Raw genomic sequence first — 18,452 nt, 5'->3', positions numbered from 1 at the left:
TCTTTGCTGAATAGTTACGAATAACATAAAAATCGGGGTGGAGTCAGGGCGAGTCTAAGTCAGAGAAATCGTTTCCATGGTCTTGTCATCTATATTGGCTATAAGCAGGGAACTGCGTAAAGAAGAGTTCTGCCTGCAGAGCAGAGATACCACCTCGGCACATTCAACAGCGGCCATGAAGATCGCGGCATAAGGCAAGGTTCCCAGCCGTGTCTCTATTCCTTTTTGAGGTGTGGAATCGGGGTCTCCATAAATTTGTCGAAGACCGGTTTCTCCGGGAAAAATTACCATGGCTTGCCCGGCGGCACCCGCGATGGCCGCCGAAACCAGTGCAATATCGCTTTCGCGGCAGGCCTCTTCGAGGATGAATCTGGAGGGAATAGAGTCGAGACAGTCCACCGCCAGGTGTGCTCCGGCAAGAATGGCGGAGCCATTCTTTTTCGTCAGAAATTCATTGACCACCTCAACCTCCACCGCAGGATTGATGGCGCGCACCCGTTGTCCGCCGGTTTCGGCTTTTTTCAAGCCCAGAGTATCGACCGTGGCAAGTAGTTGCCGGTTAAGATTGCTTTCCTCGAAGACATCGCCGTCTACCAGCGTAAGGCTGCCGATTCCGAGGCGCGCCAGTATTTCCGTGACCGTGCCGCCGAGACCGCCCTGCCCGATAACGGCAACATGAGAACGGAGAAGGAGTATTTGTTCAGCGCTGGTCAGACTCCTCTGGTTGCGGCAGTAACGTTCGGGAATGACATCGTTGAGCAAGGCTGAGATCTGTACTTTCCTGAGTGATGCCCCTGTAAGGCTGGCGATGGAAATCTCATCTCTGTGAGGGAGACTGAGATATGCTGTGCCGTCCGGACGCCTCTGCTGTCTGGCTCGTTCTTTGAGCAGTTTTTCAAGATCACTGTTCATGAATCACCAAGAGGTGTATTTTCTTCCTCGGCCTCCCTGGAGAAGTCGGTTTCCTTGAGATTCCTGAACCGTTCAAACATGCCAGGGTACTGCTGTTCATAGGCTTTGAACATTCGGTTGAATGGCAGATCTTCAAAGTGACCGTGGTCTGCCATGTATTCCATATGTTTCTGGCCATGCAGGTCGAACTCATGAAAAAGTGAATCATTGACACCGTCAAACTCCAGCGGGCGGACATTGAATCGTGTGCACAGGGATAGGTTGAAAGCGGGAGTGGCTTTCACCCATTTTTCCTGAAGGTAAAGCTCGGTGTAGCCATGGTAGACAAACACATCACTCTCCATCACCCGACGCAGCTTTGTGGTGCTGAGATGATTTGTCACATCGGCAAAGCCCAGACGGGCCGGAATCCCCTGCTGTCTGGCCAGGGCCGCGAGAAGGACGGCCTTGGCGACGCAGTAGCCCACGCCTTTGCAGATGACTGAGCTTGCCCGCAGGGTGCTGCGATCTGGTTGCAGGTCATAGGGATCATAGGTGATTTTGTCCCTGACCGCATAATACAACTGAACAGCTTTGGTCCGTGGTTCTGCAGAGGTATCGCAGTGTGCTTCTGCAAAATCACTAACAACAGGGTTTTCGAAATCTAAAAAATAGGTTGTCTGCAAGTAATTATCAAAGCGGGGCGGCATGTTGTTCCTGATTATCTATTGATCTTCATCTAATGGGCTGATATCCTCAGGTAAGCATTCTTTTCTGAGCTATTGTAACAGGTATGCAAAGGAATGCAAACAGAGTGGACTGAGATAGTTGAACATGCTTGGACAGGGAAAACATCCGCACGATCTCAATCAGCGCCAACTCCCCCTGATTACCGGGGGAGCCTTTGATGCCGGATTACTGTTTGAAAGGATTCATTACCAGGGTCGGGCAGTGAGCACGTTTAACGACACGTTCGGCGACACTTCCCAGAAGAAGCTTTTCTATCCCTTTGGAACCGTGGGTGCCGATAATGATGAGAGCAGTCTCCTGTCCTTGTGCAAATGCGACAATTTCATCGACGATGTCTCCTGAGATAACTTTGGCGCTTTTACAGCTGGGATAGGCGGAAACCAGCTTTTCCAGAAATTCTTTGGCATGATCAACACGATTCTGGTTATATTTCTCTACAGTTGCTGTGCCGAGCTCCATGTCGCCGATGGCCCGGAAAGGCTCGATAACATGAACAAGAGTCAGGTCGGCTGAGAGTTTCTCCGCCATGTATGCAGCATATTCGACCAGCTTTTCGGTATGTTCTTCCAAGTCGACGGGTACAACGATGTTTGTGATAGCTTTCATGCTTTTCCTCCCTCTTTACAGTGACCCAGTCGAGAACCGGATATGAACCCTTGGACGGATTCTTTTCTTGCATCATGAGATGAACCATCTGAGCTTGAAAATAATATATGTATATTTTTAGGAAGTTAAAGGAGTGATGAGCATTTCATACCAAAAAAAACATCCCGGGTTTGAGCGAAAGGCGATATCACATTCAATTGCCGCTTCAAAAAGAGATGGCTGTCACCTGAATATATCCAATTCCGTGAGTATCCCATGAAAAAAAATCCAGCAAGGGTATCGGTGCATGGCGGTCATAGCGGCCAATTCTGCAGTCATGCCACTGATTCTTTGGAAGAAATCATAGAAGCATATATTGCCACCGGCTTTTCGTGGGTCGGCATAACCGAACATATGCCTGCACTCGCGGATGAGTTTTTGTACCCGGAAGAAAAAAAGGCGGGATTCACCGTAGAGTTCCTCAACCATCGTTTTGGGCAATACGTTCGGGAGGGTCGCAGACTGCAGCACAAGTATCGGCACCAGGTAATCCTTTTTGTCGGAATGGAGATCGAGACGTGTAAGGGGTATCGGGAGATGGTCGGGAGATTCCTGGAGGAGTTTGAACCTGATTATATTGTCGGTTCAGTTCATCATGTCGATGATATGCCAATTGACTATTCGCCGGATATGTATGCCGAGGCTGCACACAGTGCGGGTGGAATGGATAATCTCTATTGTCGATATTTCGACCAGCAGTTTGAGATGCTGAAGTATTTTAAACCGGCGGTGGTTGGGCATTTTGACCTCATCCGCATCTATGATCCGCAATATAGAAACAGGTTGAAAAAGCCGCCTGTTATGGAGCGTATTGAGCGAAATCTGGATTTCATTCAGCAGGAGGGATTAATTCTCGATTATAATCTACGTGCCCTGCTGAAAGGAGCTGATGAGCCATATGTAAGCAGAGAAATCCTTTCTCTGGCGCGTCAACGGGAAATTGCCGTGGTGCCTGGTGATGACTCACATGGGGCTGACTCGATTGGTTTGTATATAGACAGGGCCATGCTCGAGCTGGAAAAACTGGGATTTAATACCAACTGGCGAACACCTGCTCTGTATAAAAAGGGAAATATCTGAATATCGGGATAAATAAGGAGAAACAGCAATGGCAATGAAAAAAATACTGATGCTTGTTGGTGATTTTGTAGAAGATTATGAGGCAATGGTACCTTATCAGATGTTGTTGATGGTAGGGCACGATGTGGAAACGGTCTGTCCTGAGAAGAAGGCGGGTAATACGGTGAAAACGGCTATTCACGATTTCGAGGGAGATCAGACATATTCTGAAAAACCGGGACATGACTTCATGATAACCGCCGATTTTGCCACCATTGACCCGGAGCAGTTCGACGCCCTGGTTATCCCGGGCGGCAGAGCTCCCGAATATCTGCGCCTCAATGCCAGGGTACTGGAGATCGTGCGCCATTTCGACAAAAACAGCAAGCCCATCGCCGCAGTGTGTCATGGTCCGCAGATCCTGGTGGCGGCAGGAGTGCTGAAAGGCAGGTCATGTTCAGCCTATCCCGCCTGTGGCCCTGATGTCGAAGTCGCAGGAGGTACCTGGATTGCCAACAATGAAACATTCTCCGATGCTCATGTAGACGGCAATCTCGTGACGGCACCGGCCTGGCCTGCACATCCACAGTGGATCCGTGAATTTCTCAAGGTTCTGGGTACCGAGATCACTCCATAACTGAAAAAATCTCCGAGTTGGAACAATGGGGCGGGCTTGAGTTACAGGGATCGCTTATCGGCTTTAAGGGATTAGAATTGAGGACTTTCGGAAGAACATAGAAATACGGTTTTCCGTTCTTCTGCTGGTGTTACGTAAAACGTCTATCCGATCTTTTTTTACGCACTTCCTCTTCACTGGCACATAACCATCCCGACCGGCTCTCCTTTACCTCATCGAATTCCGCAATATACGGCTTGATGTCGAGGAGCGGTGTCTGGTCAAGAATATCAATCCCTCTGACCTTGAGCTCATTGCCTTGCCGCCCGAGCAGTTCAACGATGGAAAGACCTATATGTCCTGGACGCAAAGGTGATCGTGTCGAAAAAACTCCCCGAGGGGAATCGTCCATAAAGGGTACGACAGTCAGTTCTGTTCTGTCTGCCTTATGAAACAGGTAGAGAAGATAGATGTGGCTGAAACCGTCCAGATCGTCAAGACCGCGTTCAAATTGAGGATCAACGATAATAGTACCTTCAGCCCCGGCGGCGCCTTTGGGCTGAATTGGCATATTGGCCAGTTCGGTAAAGGGTGATCTGATAATGCCGATCGATTGCATAAAGGCTTCCTCATTTTTGCGGATTTTTTCTATTTATTTTAACTTTATAGAGCCGCGTCCTGCAAAGAAAATCTGATGTCGAAAAAAAATCGGCTTAGTCCTATTCAGCTCAACCGGGTTAAATATATCGTCAGCGAAACCGGTCTGGCGGATAGTATTCAGGAACGTTTGCTTTTGCGGGAGGGCAAATGTTTATCATTCTCAAGCGAGGGGGACTGGTCGGGGGAAAAACGCTGGGGTTCCTGAACTATTTCATCTTTACTGCGGGGAATGCGCATGACGCCTTTACCTACACGAAGAAGAATGTCTTTTGTAATTTTTCCTTTCATAATTACTCCACTATATTTTTTTACTGCTGATAATCAAAAAACAACAGCCGTTGAAGGAGTGCGGTGTCTGCCGACCGATGCCTGAAATTAGGACGGCTACTGTGTTTTATGGAAAAGCAGTGCCGAGACGGAGCAGGCAATACCAATTGAATCACCCACTACAGTATGAAGCAGTGAAGATAAGTGTGCACCCGAGCGAGAATTGAAATAGAAATACCCGCTACCTTATTTTTCCACTGTTATGATCGGACTTTGCCGGAAACATGGGAGAGAGATCCCCCCGTTGTTCACTCCTGGAATGTAATACCATCACAGTATGGCCTAATTCTGCGAAAATGTCAAACGCCAGAAGGAAAGATACTTATTCCCGATATTTCTGTAGCCTGAAAACTCAAATATTTTTGGTAAGTTTAATTGGGTAACAAAAGGAGAGTTAAGCTGAACTCCATCTACATGTGTTTCAAAAAAAAGATTTAAACTCATGGACATTAGCCTGCTACTTGTGCAACAATGGCTGCAGAGTATGGGACTACACAAAACCTCGCAGACGACCGGCGATAGAGATACTTAACACCAGGATGGTCGACGGTATCGTAAAAAGGTTCGATCTTCAGCATTACCCAGGGGCAGTTTTCGGGTTTGGTTTTGCGGAAAAGAAGTGTGATAGCTGATATCGGCCGACTGTGTGCTGTACTTTTAAAACTGGTAGCAAACGGTTTCAGGTTTACTTTATCTGAAGAGGTGTCTTTTTTCGTTCTGCAATATAATATATTGATCCGCTAGTCTTTCTCTGGCTACGGCAATGTATGATCATGAACGCAAACCATTTTAACAATATTCACTACTCCGCAATATGGAGAGTGGCTGTTTCGCAATGAGGCGGTTGAGAATATGACCATGCCGCTGGTTGAAGGGAGGATATAAAGATGTCACGACAGGGGCTGCAACCACTCAATACCGAAGCGCTCTATAACCGGCTTATGCAGGATGAAGATCTGACGAAAATAGTGCTGGCGGAATTCTGTAAGGATCTTCCCCTCCAAATAGAGGCTCTGCACCGGGCTTTTAATGACAAAGACGTTGAGGCTATTAAACGTCAGGCGCATAAGCTAAAAGGCGCGGCAGGCAATGTCGGTGCCGAAATTCTGCATCAGCTCATGCTGGAGACGGAGGATGCAGCTCGGCAAGATGATTATTCCGCTTTGGAAGCTCTCCTCAATGAGATCGACAGCCAACTTGCCATAATCAAGTCAGCTTCCGTCAATCCTGGATAATGCCTCATTTCAGGGATATACCGTAAACATAGGTTGCTGGTCATCTGGGAGTTTTGTCGCTGCTTTTTGGTAGGCCACCTTAGTGATAACATGTCGTTGTGGTTGCCTGGAGGGACCCGGAAATGAAAACGCCCTCAGCATGTCCGATGAGATTGCATGTCATTGGAAATGGTAAGGGCGGAATGAGCTGATTATGCTCGACTCAGTTATTATTAAGGAAAACGACTACTTTTTCCGTGGCATTTCTATTAAGTGTCTGGGCACAATAGGTCCCGCCTTTACTGGAGCCGACGCTATCCTTCCAGGCCAGTAAGTTTTTACCGTCCTCACCGTGCAGAGAGTAATCAAGACCGAGCGAGGACGCTCCAGCGCCATAACCCACAAAAGCCCGGGCCGCCCGGCTGCCTGGATTAAAGGCATCGACATCGACAATGAGCAGCTTTCCCATATTTTTTGAGTAGTTTTTCTTGTCCTTGATCAGTACGGCATTGAGGCCCGATCGCTTCAGACTGCTAATAATATCGCGATCCATCCACCGCATAACTATATCGAGTTCCCTTTTCTGGTCTTCAGTTTGCCCGGCGAGATTACCGTCGAGAGTGAGTACCGCGATATTCTGAGGAACACCCGGATTGAGGTTCACTCGTTTTTTTCCGCCACAGCCGCCAATGGTTCCGATAAGCAACAACAGTGATAATAACAGTGTAATTTTTCGCATATTTTTCTCCAGGGTTAAAGAGGTAGTTATGATTATGCTCATTACTCTAATAGAGCTGAAATTTCAATTACTATGTTGCAGCTGGTGTCCTGGAGGCTGCCTATCAAATAATACGCGACAATTCTGCCTGATAGGCACGACTGAAGGAGCTGGGGTATGTGATCGAAGAAGTAATATTGCCGGTAAGCCAAAAGGGCAAGCGGGATTGGACAGGCATGATTTGAGGCGTTGGAGGATCTTTTTATAAAGTGTGGCGAGAATCGAAATATCGATCACTCCCGATCAGCCTGTGGTGATTTTCGGGCAGACTGTAATGCTTTCCAGGAAACAGTTTTGTTCCTGCCGGTCTGTTTGGCATGGTAAAGTGCCTGGTCAGCCCGCTCAGTCAAGGTTTCCAAGGTGTCATTCTGTTGATATTGCGCCAGGCCGATGGATATGGTTACCGGCATGGCAATAGCTAATCCGAGACCGGATTCGACCCCTCGTCGAATTCTTTCCGCAAAAATGACTGCTGCAGCTTCATCGGTAGCCCGCAGAAGAATCAGAAATTCCTCTCCTCCCCAGCGCACCGGGGTATCATAGGGCCGGCATTCTTTCAGGAGATAGGCTCCTAATTCTTTAAGGACAATGTCTCCGAAGTGATGGCCGTGGACATCGTTTATCTGCTTGAAAAAATCGATGTCGAGAAAGAGGAGAGCCAGCGGTTCTCTGCGTCTCATGCTGCGGGCACATTCATCGTGGAAAATATGGGCAAAATAGCGTCGATTCTTCAGTCCGGTCAAGGCATCGTGAATTGTCAGATCATTGAGTTGGCTGATAGTACTTTTCAGTTCGCTGTCCTTTGCATATCGTATGGTCCCGAGGATCCCGAAAAGAATTCCGAAGAGCAGGGGATGGGCGAGAAAAAACCATTGCACCGGTGAGCTCAGGGTGGTCAGTATCCCTTGATCAATTCCACTTTCCTCAAGCACATGCATCTCGAAGAAGATTGTTACCAGTGGAATCGGCAAACCCCATAAGAATCCGAACCAGATATAGACATTTTCAAGCACATTGTAGCTGTATGATTTGCTCGCGGCTGCAATAAACTCGTGTATCGGATTTGAAATTGTATTGCGCATGGGTGACAACCTGTTTTTTGAGCAAGCATCGTATTTCGACGGAAAATTATTCTTGTCTTGGAGATTGAAGTTTTACGAAGCCGTTAATCCTGTCCTGCCATCATCGTTCTCTCATCTTCAATATACAGTGGAAACCGGCAATTTGCACTGAAGAGCGTAAAGTGCTTTACTCTCGAGAAACTTTTATTCAGGGCAGCACCCCCTTGGGAGCTGCAAAAAAAACATGAAACCTGATGTCGAAATCCGTGAATTGGCCTCTATGGCCAAGGTCAACGGGTTTAGATTAAAACCGATGCAAACTGCCGATATCAAGGATCAGAAATCGTTCAGGGTTGAGCTGCATCTCGTCGATATTTCTGCGCAGGTCGAGAGGAGGAAGTCCGGGCGGATTATCGCCGAGTTTGAAAGTACCCCATTGCGTGGGGATAAAGTATTCCGCGCCAAGATCCTCAAAGGCGCGGATTGCCTCTCTGGTGTCAATATGGGGATAATGCATGAACCAGCGGGGTTCATATGCGGTGATGGGCAGCAGGGCAAAATCAATATTATCGAATAGATTTCCTATTTCACGATACCCTTTAAAATACCCGCTGTCTCCGCCAAAATAGATGTTTTTGCCTGCATAACTCACCATATAGCTAGCCCACAGGGTGGTGTTATAGCCTTGGAAAAGACGTCTTGACCAATGCTGAGCCGGGAGACAGGTGATTGTGGCGCCGCTGTCCATTTTCTTCTCGTCCCACCAGTTCATCTCGCTGACGGGACCTTTTACCAGGGAGGCAACATATTCTCCAAGTCCCTTGGGAACATGAAAGGAAGCGTGTACGGGAAGATCCCGCAGCGACGCCTTGTCGAGATGGTCATAATGATTGTGGGAAAGCAGGATATGGAGTGGCCTGAGATGAGAGATATCATCAGCACGAATTGCCGGTGGGATGATGCGTTTTGGTATAAGGGCGCGTTCGGTGAAGATAGGATCGGTAAGCCAGTATTCTCCCTGAATCCGAAAGAGAAAGGTGGCGTGGCCGATCCAGACAAGGAAATTTTCAGCGGGGTCCAGAGCCTCAATGCGCTCCATCAGGTCCGGTATAATTTTCGGTTTGTTATCTTCAGCTTTTTCGCTGTAGGATGGCGATTTGGTAAAACGCCAACGAAGAAAATCAGCGAAAGACCGCTCCTTCTGAACAAGCCAGGGATTAGTAAAGGCGCCGTCACGGAAATTTTGCGCATAGAGATCCTTTATGTCTGTATTTTCTACAGTTTCCAGCCATTTCTGTTCATTAAAGGAAGGCGGTTTTAAGAAACAGGATGATATCAGGAATGCCGAGGTCAGAGCGGCAATCATGACAGGGAATCTGATCATATCATTCTCCTGAACAGCTTTTGGACAGAGATATGTACCGGGTGTTTCAATTATTATGTCTTTCTACCATGTTCTTTCTATTATAGGCAGAGCTGTAAAAATTATCCATGAAACTGTTTATCCCTATCACAAGAGTGTGGCATGCTTTTTGCGGTCTGTTATATCACAGTAGATGTTCTAAAAAACAATAATCATAGGGATTCCACCTATTGAACGTTAACCGCTAAGTGCTGGGAGGAACAGTTATGGCTAAAATGATGCAGACATTCGTTATGCGCTCCATTGGGAAAGTTGGAATTATGGAGAAACCTGTCCCCGAAGATCCCGGACCGACCGGGGCGATCATTAAAACCACCAAGGCACTGATCTGCACCTCGGACACCCACACGGTTGGTGGTGGTAACGGTGAACGGCAGGATCTGACGCTGGGGCATGAGGCTGTCGGCATTGTTGAGAAGCTCGGCAGTGAAGTGAAGTGCGTCAAGGAAGGAGACCGGGTTGCCGTGAACGCCATCACCCCATGCTACAGCTGCCGCAATTGTCTCAGGGGCTATACCTCCCAGTGTACGGAGATGCTCGGCGGTTGGAAATTTGCCAATGTAAAAGATGGTGTGTTTGCAGAATGTTTTCTTGTTAACAATGCCGAAGCCAACATTGCTCTGATACCTCCTGCTGTACCTGACGAGTCAGCTGTTTAAGCTACGGATATGATGTCCACGGGATTTGTCGGTGCCGAGCATGCGAATATCCCTATCGGCGGCAGTGTCGCCGTTTTCGCCCAGGGCCCCGTGGGGCTGATGGCAACGGTGGGCTCACGTCTTTTGGGAGCGGGACTGGTGATTGCAGTTGAAGGCATTCCTAAACGTAAGGAATTGGCCAAGCATTTTGGTGCGGATCTGGTGATTGATTTCAATGAAAAGGATCCGGTCGAAGCTATTTTAGAGATTACCGATGGTGAAGGAGTCGACTCAAGTATAGAATCGTTCGGTTCACAGAAAACATTTGAAAACTGTATCAAGGTTACCCGTCCGGGGGGCACCATCTCCAACATCGGCTATCACGGCAAGGGTGATATCGTGAACATCCCGCGGATTGCCTGGGGTGTGGGAATGAGTGATAAAACCATCAGGACAGCCCTCTGCCCGGGTGGGAAAGAGCGCATGTCGCGGCTGCTCCGACTGATTGAAACCGGCAGGGTGGACCCCACGCCCATGACTTCGCATACATTTGATTTCAAGGACATTGAAAAGGCTTTTCAGATGATGGAGTCAAAGGAAGATGGAGTGATAAAGCCCCTGATTCTCTTTTGATGATCGGGTCCTCTTTGATAGGAAAGTCGTCCTGACCAGGTGGAATAATCTGAGATATCTCCGACGACAGACAGAAAGGCAAATCCCTGGAGGAAGAGGGGATTTGCCCTTGGGGCCGCTGCAAATGAATGTGTCAGTTTGTAGTGTGCTTTGCTGCCTGGTTCTGCATGTAGAGGTTGATTGCCTCCTTGACTGTAGTTATGGCGAGATGAGCACAATGCTCTTCCTCTTTGGGAAACCCCCCTAATTCGTTAAGCAGTGTCGCTGCCGACATATCAAGGATTTCATCAGGACTTTTACCAATCGCCATTTCCACTGCAAACGATCCGCAAATCGAACTGGAAGCGCATCCCGTGGTCTGATATGAACCATCGCTGACAATATTTTTAATCTTGTCTATTTGTAGATAAATATCGATCCTGTCCCCGCAGTCACCGGTCAATGATGCCCAGCTGTCGGGAGAGTCCAATATATAACAATATCGAGGGTTGAGCCAGCGGTCATAGCCTTTGGGGCCATAGGCCCTGTAGGTGTCCTCGAGGATGTCCTCCTGGAGTTCGTCGAGGAATATATCCAGTTTGTTGCTGTTCATCTGTCTTTTCTATTGGTTGAGTTAATAGAGCTGTTATTTGCCATTACCAGTGACCATCGGCATTGGGGGTGTTGCTGTAGGTAAGCGACCCCGCAAGGAATTGTTTGACCGCCTCTTCTCCCGTGCCGCTGACATCGCTGACCACCTTTATGCCTGCTGCCTGAGCGGTGCGGAAGGCGTTTGGTCCGCAATACCCGGTCAAAAGAATTTCCGCACCACGGTCGCTGATCATGCCGGCGCTCTGAATGCCTGCTCCTTTGAAGGCGTTGATATTGGGAGTATTGTCGATACATTCAAACTCCATGGTATCCGTATCGACGATGAGAATAAAGGCCGCCCTGCCGAAACGGGGATCCACGGGATCCTGCAGGGTCCTGCCTGTTGATGTGACTGCGATTTTCATTTGTATTCCTCCTGCATCATTTTCACTGGCCGCCACCGCCGCCGCAGACCTGATCACTGCGGATTTCAGGAATTCTTCCGGCGATCAGATCATCGATAACAGCTCGTATTTCAGCGCGCTCGGCTTCATGGTAAACCCTGATCCCCGCCTCTTTGAAGCCCATCAGGGGGCGCATGCCGATACCGCCGACCAAAAGGGCATCGACCTTGTGTCCGGCGAGCAGATTAACCGGAACCATACAGCCGCCCTGGACATGCTCCTCGTTTTTTATGGTGGTTACATCGACGATTTCGCCATTTTGACAATCTATGACGGTAAAAACATCACAATGGCCGAAGTGACCTGCCCGGGTGCCGTCCAGACCTCCCAATCCATTCGAAGGAATAGCTACTCGCATTGTTTTCATGCTATGGTGCTCCTTTTTTATACGATTTTTGTAATTAATGGTTGGTTGATTTTCTGCACCGTGGTGGTGTATATGGTTTTCCATACATCCTTAATTATGGTGGAAGTTTCCGAATCCGGCGCGTATTCGACCAGAGTTTTTGCCTCAACCATGGCCATGGTGAACGAGGGATCAAAGGGGATTCGCGGCAGGACCGTTATCCCTTGGTGTTTGGCAAATAGCTCTATCTCTTCTGTCACCTCAAGATTGATGTCGAAGCGGTTGACGCAGAGCATGGCCGCGATGCCGAAATGATGTGCAAGCGAGGCGACCCGCTGTACGTCGTGCATTCCCGAAATCGTTGGTTCGACGACGATGACCACGGCATGAGCCCCGGTCATTGCGGCGATCACCGGACAACCTATACCTGGAGGTCCGTCGGTGATTATCAGTTCATGATTGTTCTTCTCTGCCAGCTGCTGGGCCTGGCGCCGAATCAGGCTGACCAGTTTGCCGGAATTTTCCTCGGCAATCCCAAGCCTGGCATGCACCATAGGGCCTGCGGGTGTTTCCGAGATGAACCATTCACCGCATCTTTGCTGTGGAAAGTCGATAGCCTTTTCCGGGCAGAGATCAACGCAGACACCGCAGCCTTCGCAGCTGATCGGGTCAACCCTGAATTCTGGGGAGATAGCATCAAACCTGCAGAGCTTCCTGCAGTAGCCGCACTCGCTGCAGGCGTTCTGATTTATTACGGCGAGATTGCCGCCCATAAAGTCATGGCGTTCCCTGATCTCAGGGGACAGAAGGAGATGCAGATCCGCTGCATCAACGTCTGCGTCGCAAAGAACGGGAAAGTCTGCTAAATGGGCAAAGGCTGCGGTAAGGCTGGTCTTTCCCGTGCCGCCTTTGCCGCTGATAATGACAAATTCTTTCATGATGTGCTCCTTGCCGTGGTCACCTGTCGTTCAATATCTACATAGAGATTTCTGAATACCTCTCTCCATTCATGCAGCTCATCGACCATCATGATCCCGCGCGAATAGAGTTCGGCGATCTGTTTGCTGAAAGGAATCTCAAGCAGAATCGGCAAATTGTTGTCTTTCGCGTATTCTTGCACTTTGCTGTCGCCCAGATCGGCGCGATTGATCACCAGTCCACAGGGGATACCGAGTTCCTTGACGGTCTCGTGAGCGAGCCGGAGATCATGCAGACCAAAGGGGGTGGGTTCGGTGACCAGCACGATATAATCGACGCCATGCATGGCCGCGATTACCGGGCAGGATGTACCCGGAGGTGCATCGATAATCACCGGATCGGCGGTGCTGCCTTTTTTGCGTAATTGCTTAATCAGTGGAGGCGACATCGCTTCACCTATACGGAGAACGCCACGGTGAAAATTGATGGTCCCCGATTTCCCCGATTCTATGTAACCAAGCTCTCTTTTCCCTTCCGACAGACATTTCTGCGGGCATACCACGATGCAGCCGCCGCAGCTATGGCACAGCTCGGGAAAGAGCAGGAAGGATTTACCCACTACTGTTATCGCCCCGAATCGGCAGATATCAACGCATTTATGGCATTGATCGCAACGGTCTTCGTCAATTTCAGGAATGAGGGTATATACCTTGTCGTTTTTCTCTATCTCAGGCCGGAGAAAGAGATGCGCATTTGGTTCTTCAACATCACAATCCAGAAAAGTAACCTTCTCATGTAGTGCTGCTGCCAGATTTGTGGATACCGTGGTTTTGCCGGTACCTCCCTTGCCGCTGGCCACGCTGATAATCATTTTCTCCCTCCTTCAGCAACTATTTTGGTAAAGCCACGCAAATGCTGGAGCCTGGACAGCATTTCATCAGCGTCTTTTTGCCCTGGGGGAGAGGGAAGCTGCATGAAAATTCCATAGCCTTCCGTTAGTTCATGAAAAACATCAGAGGGTTCTGAGCTTATCACCCCATAATTGAGCATCGGGAAAAGTTTGATAATTTCCTTTACCAGGAGAAGGTCGCGCTCATGTGCCAGGACCGTCTCAATGTTCTCCAAAGTAGGCAGCAATTGCACTTCATCCTTAGATGAGACAGTGGTGACCTCATGGCCATTGATGCGAAGATGATCAATGAAACTCTGCAGCTCTCCAGCCTCTTGTCCGATAATTACAATGGTCATGTGTTTCCCTTTTCTCTATTTCTATGACAAACTCCCGAACATTCGTTTCCTTTGAAAACAGCAGAGACAAGGCAGTGTTTACCTATTGAAGTCCTTTTACTGCTGAAGTTGCTTGAGCAATAGCTGTGCCAGAAGAGTGAGAAACGGAACCACTAGAGGAAAGTGCCTGTATACGGGCAAATGCACAAAATGGCTTTTCGTGTCTTTTTGAGAATGTGAGGAGATCGCTGCAAATGTGCTACTATTCGACCATGCAGAGCGACGCATAATGCTGCATTAACGCGACAGTCCGGGGCCGGGAGCCCGGTTCTTCAACACCAATGCACGAGAGGTTTTGTTCAATTGCGTTTAGGTGGAAGCGATGCGACCATATTGCCATAAGCAATTCTATTTTGATGGACTCATCGATATACGACAACTTCTGTGATTTTTTATCTTTTTTTTTCTGATTACCCCTGAAATTTAGCATCTCGTGGTCTGGAGTTGAGGATTAGGGGTAATGAGGATTTTTTTATAAAGAAATATAGGAAGACGAGGTGAGTCGGGTGGAGCGTCCGTCAACTTCAGGTAGACGTATATGCAGTTTTTGCATCTTCCGATACAGCGTTGAGGTGTGCATGCCGAGCTGCTTCGAGGCGGCACGACGGTTATAATTATTAGCTTTGAGCGCAGCATCGATGATTTCCCGCTCGGTCGCCTGTACTGCTGAAAGAATAGAATTATCCGCAAAGGAAGATTGGCTGTTTTGGCGGGTGGGTGATGCTCTCCGGGTCAGAGAAGGTGGAAGATGGTGAGGCTGTATCATGTCTTTGCGGCAAAGAACAAAGGCATGCTCCACAATATTTTCGAGTTCCCGAATATTGCCGGGATAGTTGTGAGACATCAGGATCTCCAAGGCTTCGGGAGACATCGCTGTAACGTTGTACCCTTTTACGCTATTCATCCTTTCAATAAAACGCTCAAGGAGAAGAGGTATATCCTCGGCTCTGTCGTGCAGTGGCGGGAGCTTGAGATGGATAACATTGATACGATAGTAGAGATCCTGGCGAAAGGTCTCCTGTTCAACCATTTCGGCAAGATTTTTATTTGTTGCTGCAATAATCCGTGCTTCGGTCTTCCTGGTTCTGACGCTGCCCAGCGGCTGGAATTCTTTCTCTTCGAGGAGGCGAAGAAGTTTAACCTGAAAGGCTGGGCTGGTGTCGCCTATTTCATCAAGAAGCACAGTACCTCGGCCGGCGCTGCCGAAGAGGCCCTCTTTGTCATGAGTGGCACCGGTAAAGGCTCCGGCCTTGTAGCCGAAAAGTTCCGATTCGAGCAGGGTATCCGGAAGGGCGCCGCAGTTTATTGCCACAAAGCGTTTATCCTGTCGTAATGAATAGGAATGAATGGCACGGGAGAGCAGTTCCTTGCCTGTTCCTGTTTCCCCTTCTATGAGTACCGTCGCTTCACTCTCTCCGACCTGTTGGACAATAGAGAAGATCTGCTTCATTTCCCGGTTTCGCGAAAACATACGGCCCACTTTGACTATTCCTTCCAGTTCGCGCCTGAGACCTTCGACGATACTCAGGTCGCGAAAAGTTTCCACTCCTCCCAGCACCCTGCCTTTATTATCTTTGAGAAGAGACGTTGATACTGAAATCGGAATAGATTTCCCTTGACGATTGGTGATTGTGGTGGAACTGTTGACAAAACCCCGCTGCTCCTCCATGGTTTTTTTGAGGGCGCATGCTCCTGTGCACATATTTGACCGGAATATCTCCCGACAATTCCTGCCTATGGCATCTTTTTTAGTAAAACCGGTAATTTTTTCAGCTGCACTGTTGAAAGAGGTAATGAAAAAATGGTGATCAACGGTGAATACACCATCGGAGATGGAATCGAGAATGATCCGTGTGGCTGCGCCGGTGAGGTCTTTTGAGGTGTCCATGGGATTCTTCGATATGCTTCCAAATATTCTGTCAAAAAAACCAGAACGAAAAGTATGTGAAAAGACAACAGCTTCATCCAGCTTCCCTGAGTCGGATGAATGAACCTTCTGCCGACTTTGATGTGTGCATTTGTTTATAATGATGTTGTACCATGATATAGGGTATCTTGCAAATTATCTTATCAGCTGCAGGATTGCTCTGTTGAAGACAATTGATAACGGAACATAAAGACGATACGAGGAATTATGAAAACATTGAGCGAATTGATTAAAGAAGTAAAAAGCCATCCGGATTATGCCCAGGCAGGAATGATCCTTTGTCATAACGGGGTCGTACGGCAAACATCCCGTGATGGCAGGAAGGTGAGCGGACTTTCGGTGAAGGTTGACTGGTCAAAATTACAGGAGATTGTCGAAACCCGGAAGAAGAGCCAAGGAATCATCGAGATTCTGGTCGAGATAAATGAAGGAGAAAACCTGGCGGTTGGGGATGATGTCATGTTTATTGTGGTGGCGGGAGACATCAGGGAAAATGTTATCGCAGCGCTAACCGATACACTCAATGAAATCAAGACAGGGGTCACCAGCAAAACAGAATATTTCCTATGAGACCCTTTTCTTTTTCCTCCAGCAGGTAACAGCACGGGCGTTTTTTGTTGATAGTTGACACATACTGTGGCATATGATTGCGACAGTAACAAGTGTTGTCGGCTCTGGTAATTCTCTATTCCTGCTCTTCTTCAGCAAGTCAGTCAGTTACTGAACACGTTGATCCGGTTTTCAGGAAGCTTATAAACAGCCTCCTCTAAAGTAAGTACCTTGCTTCCCAGGGCCGTACTGCATACATTCTCAGTAGAATCGTTTTTATAAATTTAAGACCCGCTGTACCGGACGGGGAAAGCGGCAGGACTGTGTGCCGTGCCGCAAGCCCGTGATTTTCAGAGGGTTTATCAAAAAATAGGTATTTATAATTATGGGTTTAAGTTTGACCAGAATAAATCGCTATCCCAAGAACTTCTCCTTTACTTCAACGGATGGTAAATCCGTCACCATTGCTGATTATCAGGGCAAATGGCTGTATCTTGTTTTTCATCGCCATTTATCCTGACTGCCCTGTCGGGCCCATCTGTCGCAGTTGCGGCAGCAGAAGGAAAAAGTTTCACGTCTGGGTATAGAAGTTGTTGTGGTCAGCTTTGAAGATGAAGAGCATGCCCTCAATTATCAGAGGGAAGAGAATCTGGAGTGGCCGGTGATTATCGACAAGTCGCGGGAGTTCTATAACTATTTTGGGTTGACCAGGGCGGGCTTCTGGGATATCTGGGGTTTTGCCACCTGGAGAGCCTACCTCAGGGAGATGTTGAAGGGAAATATGCCCAAGATGACCAAGGGCGACGTTCATCAGCGCGGTGGTGATGTTTTGATAGATCCGCAGGGCATGGTGAGGCTTCACCATATCAGCAAAGGACCTGCCGACCGGCCCGATGTCAATGCAATACTGGAGATAGTGGAAAAGGAAAAGATAACGGAAATGTCCCCGGAGGAATTGCGGAAGCTCCGGAATTAAGCGATCATTTAAATTGAGATTATCTCGATTTATCAGACCCTGCCGTTTTTATTATCTAAGGTCCCACCTACCCCCCAACATCCTCAGGCAGGTAGTATTTTTTCTTGACTCCATGTACCACATCGTGGTACATGGAGAAAAACCAAGGAAAACCTGAGGCCATGAAACGAATACCTGTATACCTCTTCATTATCCTGCTGCTGACGCTGCTGACCGCCTTCTCTCAGGCTGGTTCCGTTGCCAAGGCGGATTGCCGTCACTGCACTCATGAGTATTCTGTTCTTCCTGAATGCTGTACTGCAGGCAACCCAGAGTCTGAAAGCGAAGAACCCGACGACTCCTGCCAACATGCCGGCCTCTGCAGCGGTGACGATTCTCAGCCGGTTGTGGCGGCAGCTGCCGTTTTCATGGAAGCGGGTGTGGTCGTTAGACAACAGTCTTTTTTCAGGAGTGACATCTGCAAACCGAGGCAGATCTCTTTTGCCGGGGGTGCTCCGCTTCCGGACCTGTTGCCCCCGCTGTTCCTCCTCAACTGTTCCTTCCTTATTTGATTCCACCGCGATTATTCCTGGTCAATTTTCAATTTCACAAATCTTTTTCTTATCCAGCAGAGTTGGATAAGAACCTTGCAACCAAGCCGTGCGCGGTCAAGCAGGGAACTCCGGGAAATCATTTGCTCCGGAAATGCCCTGTAGATGTTAAAAAAAACTGTCTCAGCAG

The 18,452-nt window shown here is 48.4% G+C and carries 21 protein-coding genes and 1 pseudogene; 6 read left to right on the top strand and 16 right to left on the bottom strand.

The features are described from left to right. Positions 1-54: 54 nt before the first annotated feature. The 3 genes from JWG88_RS04850 to JWG88_RS04840 all read right to left on the bottom strand — a co-directional run bounded on the left by JWG88_RS04850 (position 55) and on the right by JWG88_RS04840 (position 2,247). The gene (locus JWG88_RS04850; protein WP_205232586.1) at positions 55-912 is read right to left on the bottom strand and encodes a HesA/MoeB/ThiF family protein; all 858 of its coding nucleotides are present in this window, start codon (positions 910-912) and stop codon (positions 55-57) included. Next, positions 909-1,601 (bottom strand): transglutaminase-like domain-containing protein, encoded by a 693-nt coding sequence (locus JWG88_RS04845; RefSeq protein ID WP_205232585.1) that lies wholly within the window; start codon positions 1,599-1,601, stop codon positions 909-911. The genes JWG88_RS04850 and JWG88_RS04845 overlap by 4 nt, the downstream gene beginning before the upstream one ends. A gap of 205 nt (positions 1,602-1,806) precedes the next feature. Next, positions 1,807-2,247, bottom strand: coding sequence for a universal stress protein (locus JWG88_RS04840; protein ID WP_205232584.1), 441 nt, complete (start codon positions 2,245-2,247; stop codon positions 1,807-1,809). 255 nt (positions 2,248-2,502) lie between these two features. Here JWG88_RS04840 and JWG88_RS04835 point away from each other — a divergent pair, with 255 nt between their 5' ends. Beyond that, entirely contained in the window at positions 2,503-3,366 is an 864-nt protein-coding gene (locus tag JWG88_RS04835) for a histidinol-phosphatase (protein ID WP_205232583.1), read from the top strand. A 28-nt stretch (positions 3,367-3,394) separates the two neighbouring features. Further along, positions 3,395-3,982: a DJ-1/PfpI family protein gene (locus JWG88_RS04830; RefSeq protein ID WP_205232582.1), complete on the top strand. Its 588-nt coding sequence runs from the start codon at positions 3,395-3,397 to the stop codon at positions 3,980-3,982. Between the two features lie 130 nt (positions 3,983-4,112). On the opposite strand, the gene tsaA is transcribed toward JWG88_RS04830, so the two are convergent. After that, positions 4,113-4,580 carry a tRNA (N6-threonylcarbamoyladenosine(37)-N6)-methyltransferase TrmO gene (gene tsaA / locus JWG88_RS04825; RefSeq protein WP_205232581.1) on the bottom strand — a complete coding sequence of 156 codons (468 nt, stop codon included), beginning with the start codon at positions 4,578-4,580 and terminating at the stop codon, positions 4,113-4,115. A 158-nt stretch (positions 4,581-4,738) separates the two neighbouring features. Then, positions 4,739-4,909, bottom strand: a complete 171-nt coding sequence (locus JWG88_RS04820) for a hypothetical protein (RefSeq protein ID WP_205232580.1) — start codon at positions 4,907-4,909, stop codon at positions 4,739-4,741. 926 nt (positions 4,910-5,835) lie between these two features. Here JWG88_RS04820 and JWG88_RS04815 point away from each other — a divergent pair. Next, positions 5,836-6,183, top strand: coding sequence for an Hpt domain-containing protein (locus tag JWG88_RS04815; RefSeq protein WP_205232579.1), 348 nt, complete (start codon positions 5,836-5,838; stop codon positions 6,181-6,183). A gap of 202 nt (positions 6,184-6,385) precedes the next feature. On the opposite strand, the gene JWG88_RS04810 is transcribed toward JWG88_RS04815, so the two are convergent. The 3 genes from JWG88_RS04810 to JWG88_RS04800 all read right to left on the bottom strand — a co-directional run bounded on the left by JWG88_RS04810 (position 6,386) and on the right by JWG88_RS04800 (position 9,385). Then, entirely contained in the window at positions 6,386-6,901 is a 516-nt protein-coding gene (locus tag JWG88_RS04810) for a DUF4410 domain-containing protein (RefSeq protein WP_205232578.1), read from the bottom strand. Between the two features lie 272 nt (positions 6,902-7,173). Further along, positions 7,174-8,022: a GGDEF domain-containing protein gene (locus tag JWG88_RS04805; RefSeq protein ID WP_205232577.1), complete on the bottom strand. Its 849-nt coding sequence runs from the start codon at positions 8,020-8,022 to the stop codon at positions 7,174-7,176. A gap of 283 nt (positions 8,023-8,305) precedes the next feature. Then, complete coding sequence (locus tag JWG88_RS04800; RefSeq protein ID WP_205232576.1) at positions 8,306-9,385, bottom strand: MBL fold metallo-hydrolase; 1,080 nt, start codon at positions 9,383-9,385, stop codon at positions 8,306-8,308. A gap of 257 nt (positions 9,386-9,642) precedes the next feature. On the opposite strand from JWG88_RS04800, the pseudogene JWG88_RS22120 reads away from it, so the two are divergent. Further along, positions 9,643-10,695 (top strand): annotated as a pseudogene (locus tag JWG88_RS22120) (NAD(P)-dependent alcohol dehydrogenase). A gap of 133 nt (positions 10,696-10,828) precedes the next feature. Here the strand turns inward: JWG88_RS22120 and JWG88_RS04785 are convergent. From JWG88_RS04785 to JWG88_RS04755, 7 genes are all read right to left on the bottom strand, one after another. Continuing rightward, positions 10,829-11,287 (bottom strand): iron-sulfur cluster assembly scaffold protein, encoded by a 459-nt coding sequence (locus tag JWG88_RS04785; RefSeq protein WP_205232573.1) that lies wholly within the window; start codon positions 11,285-11,287, stop codon positions 10,829-10,831. A 43-nt stretch (positions 11,288-11,330) separates the two neighbouring features. Next, a complete protein-coding gene (locus JWG88_RS04780; RefSeq protein ID WP_205232572.1) occupies positions 11,331-11,690 on the bottom strand; it encodes a NifB/NifX family molybdenum-iron cluster-binding protein in 360 nt (119 codons plus the stop codon). A 22-nt stretch (positions 11,691-11,712) separates the two neighbouring features. Next, a complete protein-coding gene (locus JWG88_RS04775; protein ID WP_205232571.1) occupies positions 11,713-12,096 on the bottom strand; it encodes a NifB/NifX family molybdenum-iron cluster-binding protein in 384 nt (127 codons plus the stop codon). Positions 12,097-12,113: 17 nt separating this feature from the next. Further along, on the bottom strand, positions 12,114-13,013 hold the full coding sequence (locus JWG88_RS04770; protein WP_205232570.1) for a 4Fe-4S binding protein: 900 nt from the start codon (positions 13,011-13,013) through the stop codon (positions 12,114-12,116). After that, entirely contained in the window at positions 13,010-13,864 is an 855-nt protein-coding gene (locus JWG88_RS04765; protein WP_205232569.1) for an ATP-binding protein, read from the bottom strand. Before JWG88_RS04765 ends, JWG88_RS04770 begins: the two co-directional genes overlap by 4 nt. Continuing rightward, the gene (locus JWG88_RS04760) at positions 13,861-14,241 is read right to left on the bottom strand and encodes a hypothetical protein (RefSeq protein ID WP_205232568.1); all 381 of its coding nucleotides are present in this window, start codon (positions 14,239-14,241) and stop codon (positions 13,861-13,863) included. Before JWG88_RS04760 ends, JWG88_RS04765 begins: the two co-directional genes overlap by 4 nt. 511 nt (positions 14,242-14,752) lie before the next feature. Then, positions 14,753-16,168: a sigma-54 interaction domain-containing protein gene (locus JWG88_RS04755; RefSeq protein ID WP_205232567.1), complete on the bottom strand. Its 1,416-nt coding sequence runs from the start codon at positions 16,166-16,168 to the stop codon at positions 14,753-14,755. A 246-nt stretch (positions 16,169-16,414) separates the two neighbouring features. On the opposite strand from JWG88_RS04755, the gene JWG88_RS04750 reads away from it, so the two are divergent. Together JWG88_RS04750 and JWG88_RS04745 are read left to right on the top strand one after the other, a co-directional pair. Beyond that, the gene (locus JWG88_RS04750) at positions 16,415-16,777 is read left to right on the top strand and encodes a molybdenum cofactor biosynthesis protein MoaE (RefSeq protein WP_205232566.1); all 363 of its coding nucleotides are present in this window, start codon (positions 16,415-16,417) and stop codon (positions 16,775-16,777) included. Positions 16,778-17,276: 499 nt separating this feature from the next. After that, complete coding sequence (locus JWG88_RS04745) at positions 17,277-17,732, top strand: peroxiredoxin-like family protein (protein WP_306793071.1); 456 nt, start codon at positions 17,277-17,279, stop codon at positions 17,730-17,732. An 83-nt stretch (positions 17,733-17,815) separates the two neighbouring features. Here JWG88_RS04745 and JWG88_RS04740 read toward each other — a convergent pair whose 3' ends face one another. After that, a complete protein-coding gene (locus JWG88_RS04740; RefSeq protein WP_205232564.1) occupies positions 17,816-18,289 on the bottom strand; it encodes a hypothetical protein in 474 nt (157 codons plus the stop codon). Positions 18,290-18,452: the final 163 nt, after the last annotated feature.

This window comes from Desulfopila inferna, assembly GCF_016919005.1.
GTDB classification, from domain to species: domain Bacteria; phylum Desulfobacterota; class Desulfobulbia; order Desulfobulbales; family Desulfocapsaceae; genus Desulfopila_A; species Desulfopila_A inferna.
Note: the sequence above shows the minus strand (reverse complement) of the source record. Positions and strands in the feature narration are given on the sequence as shown.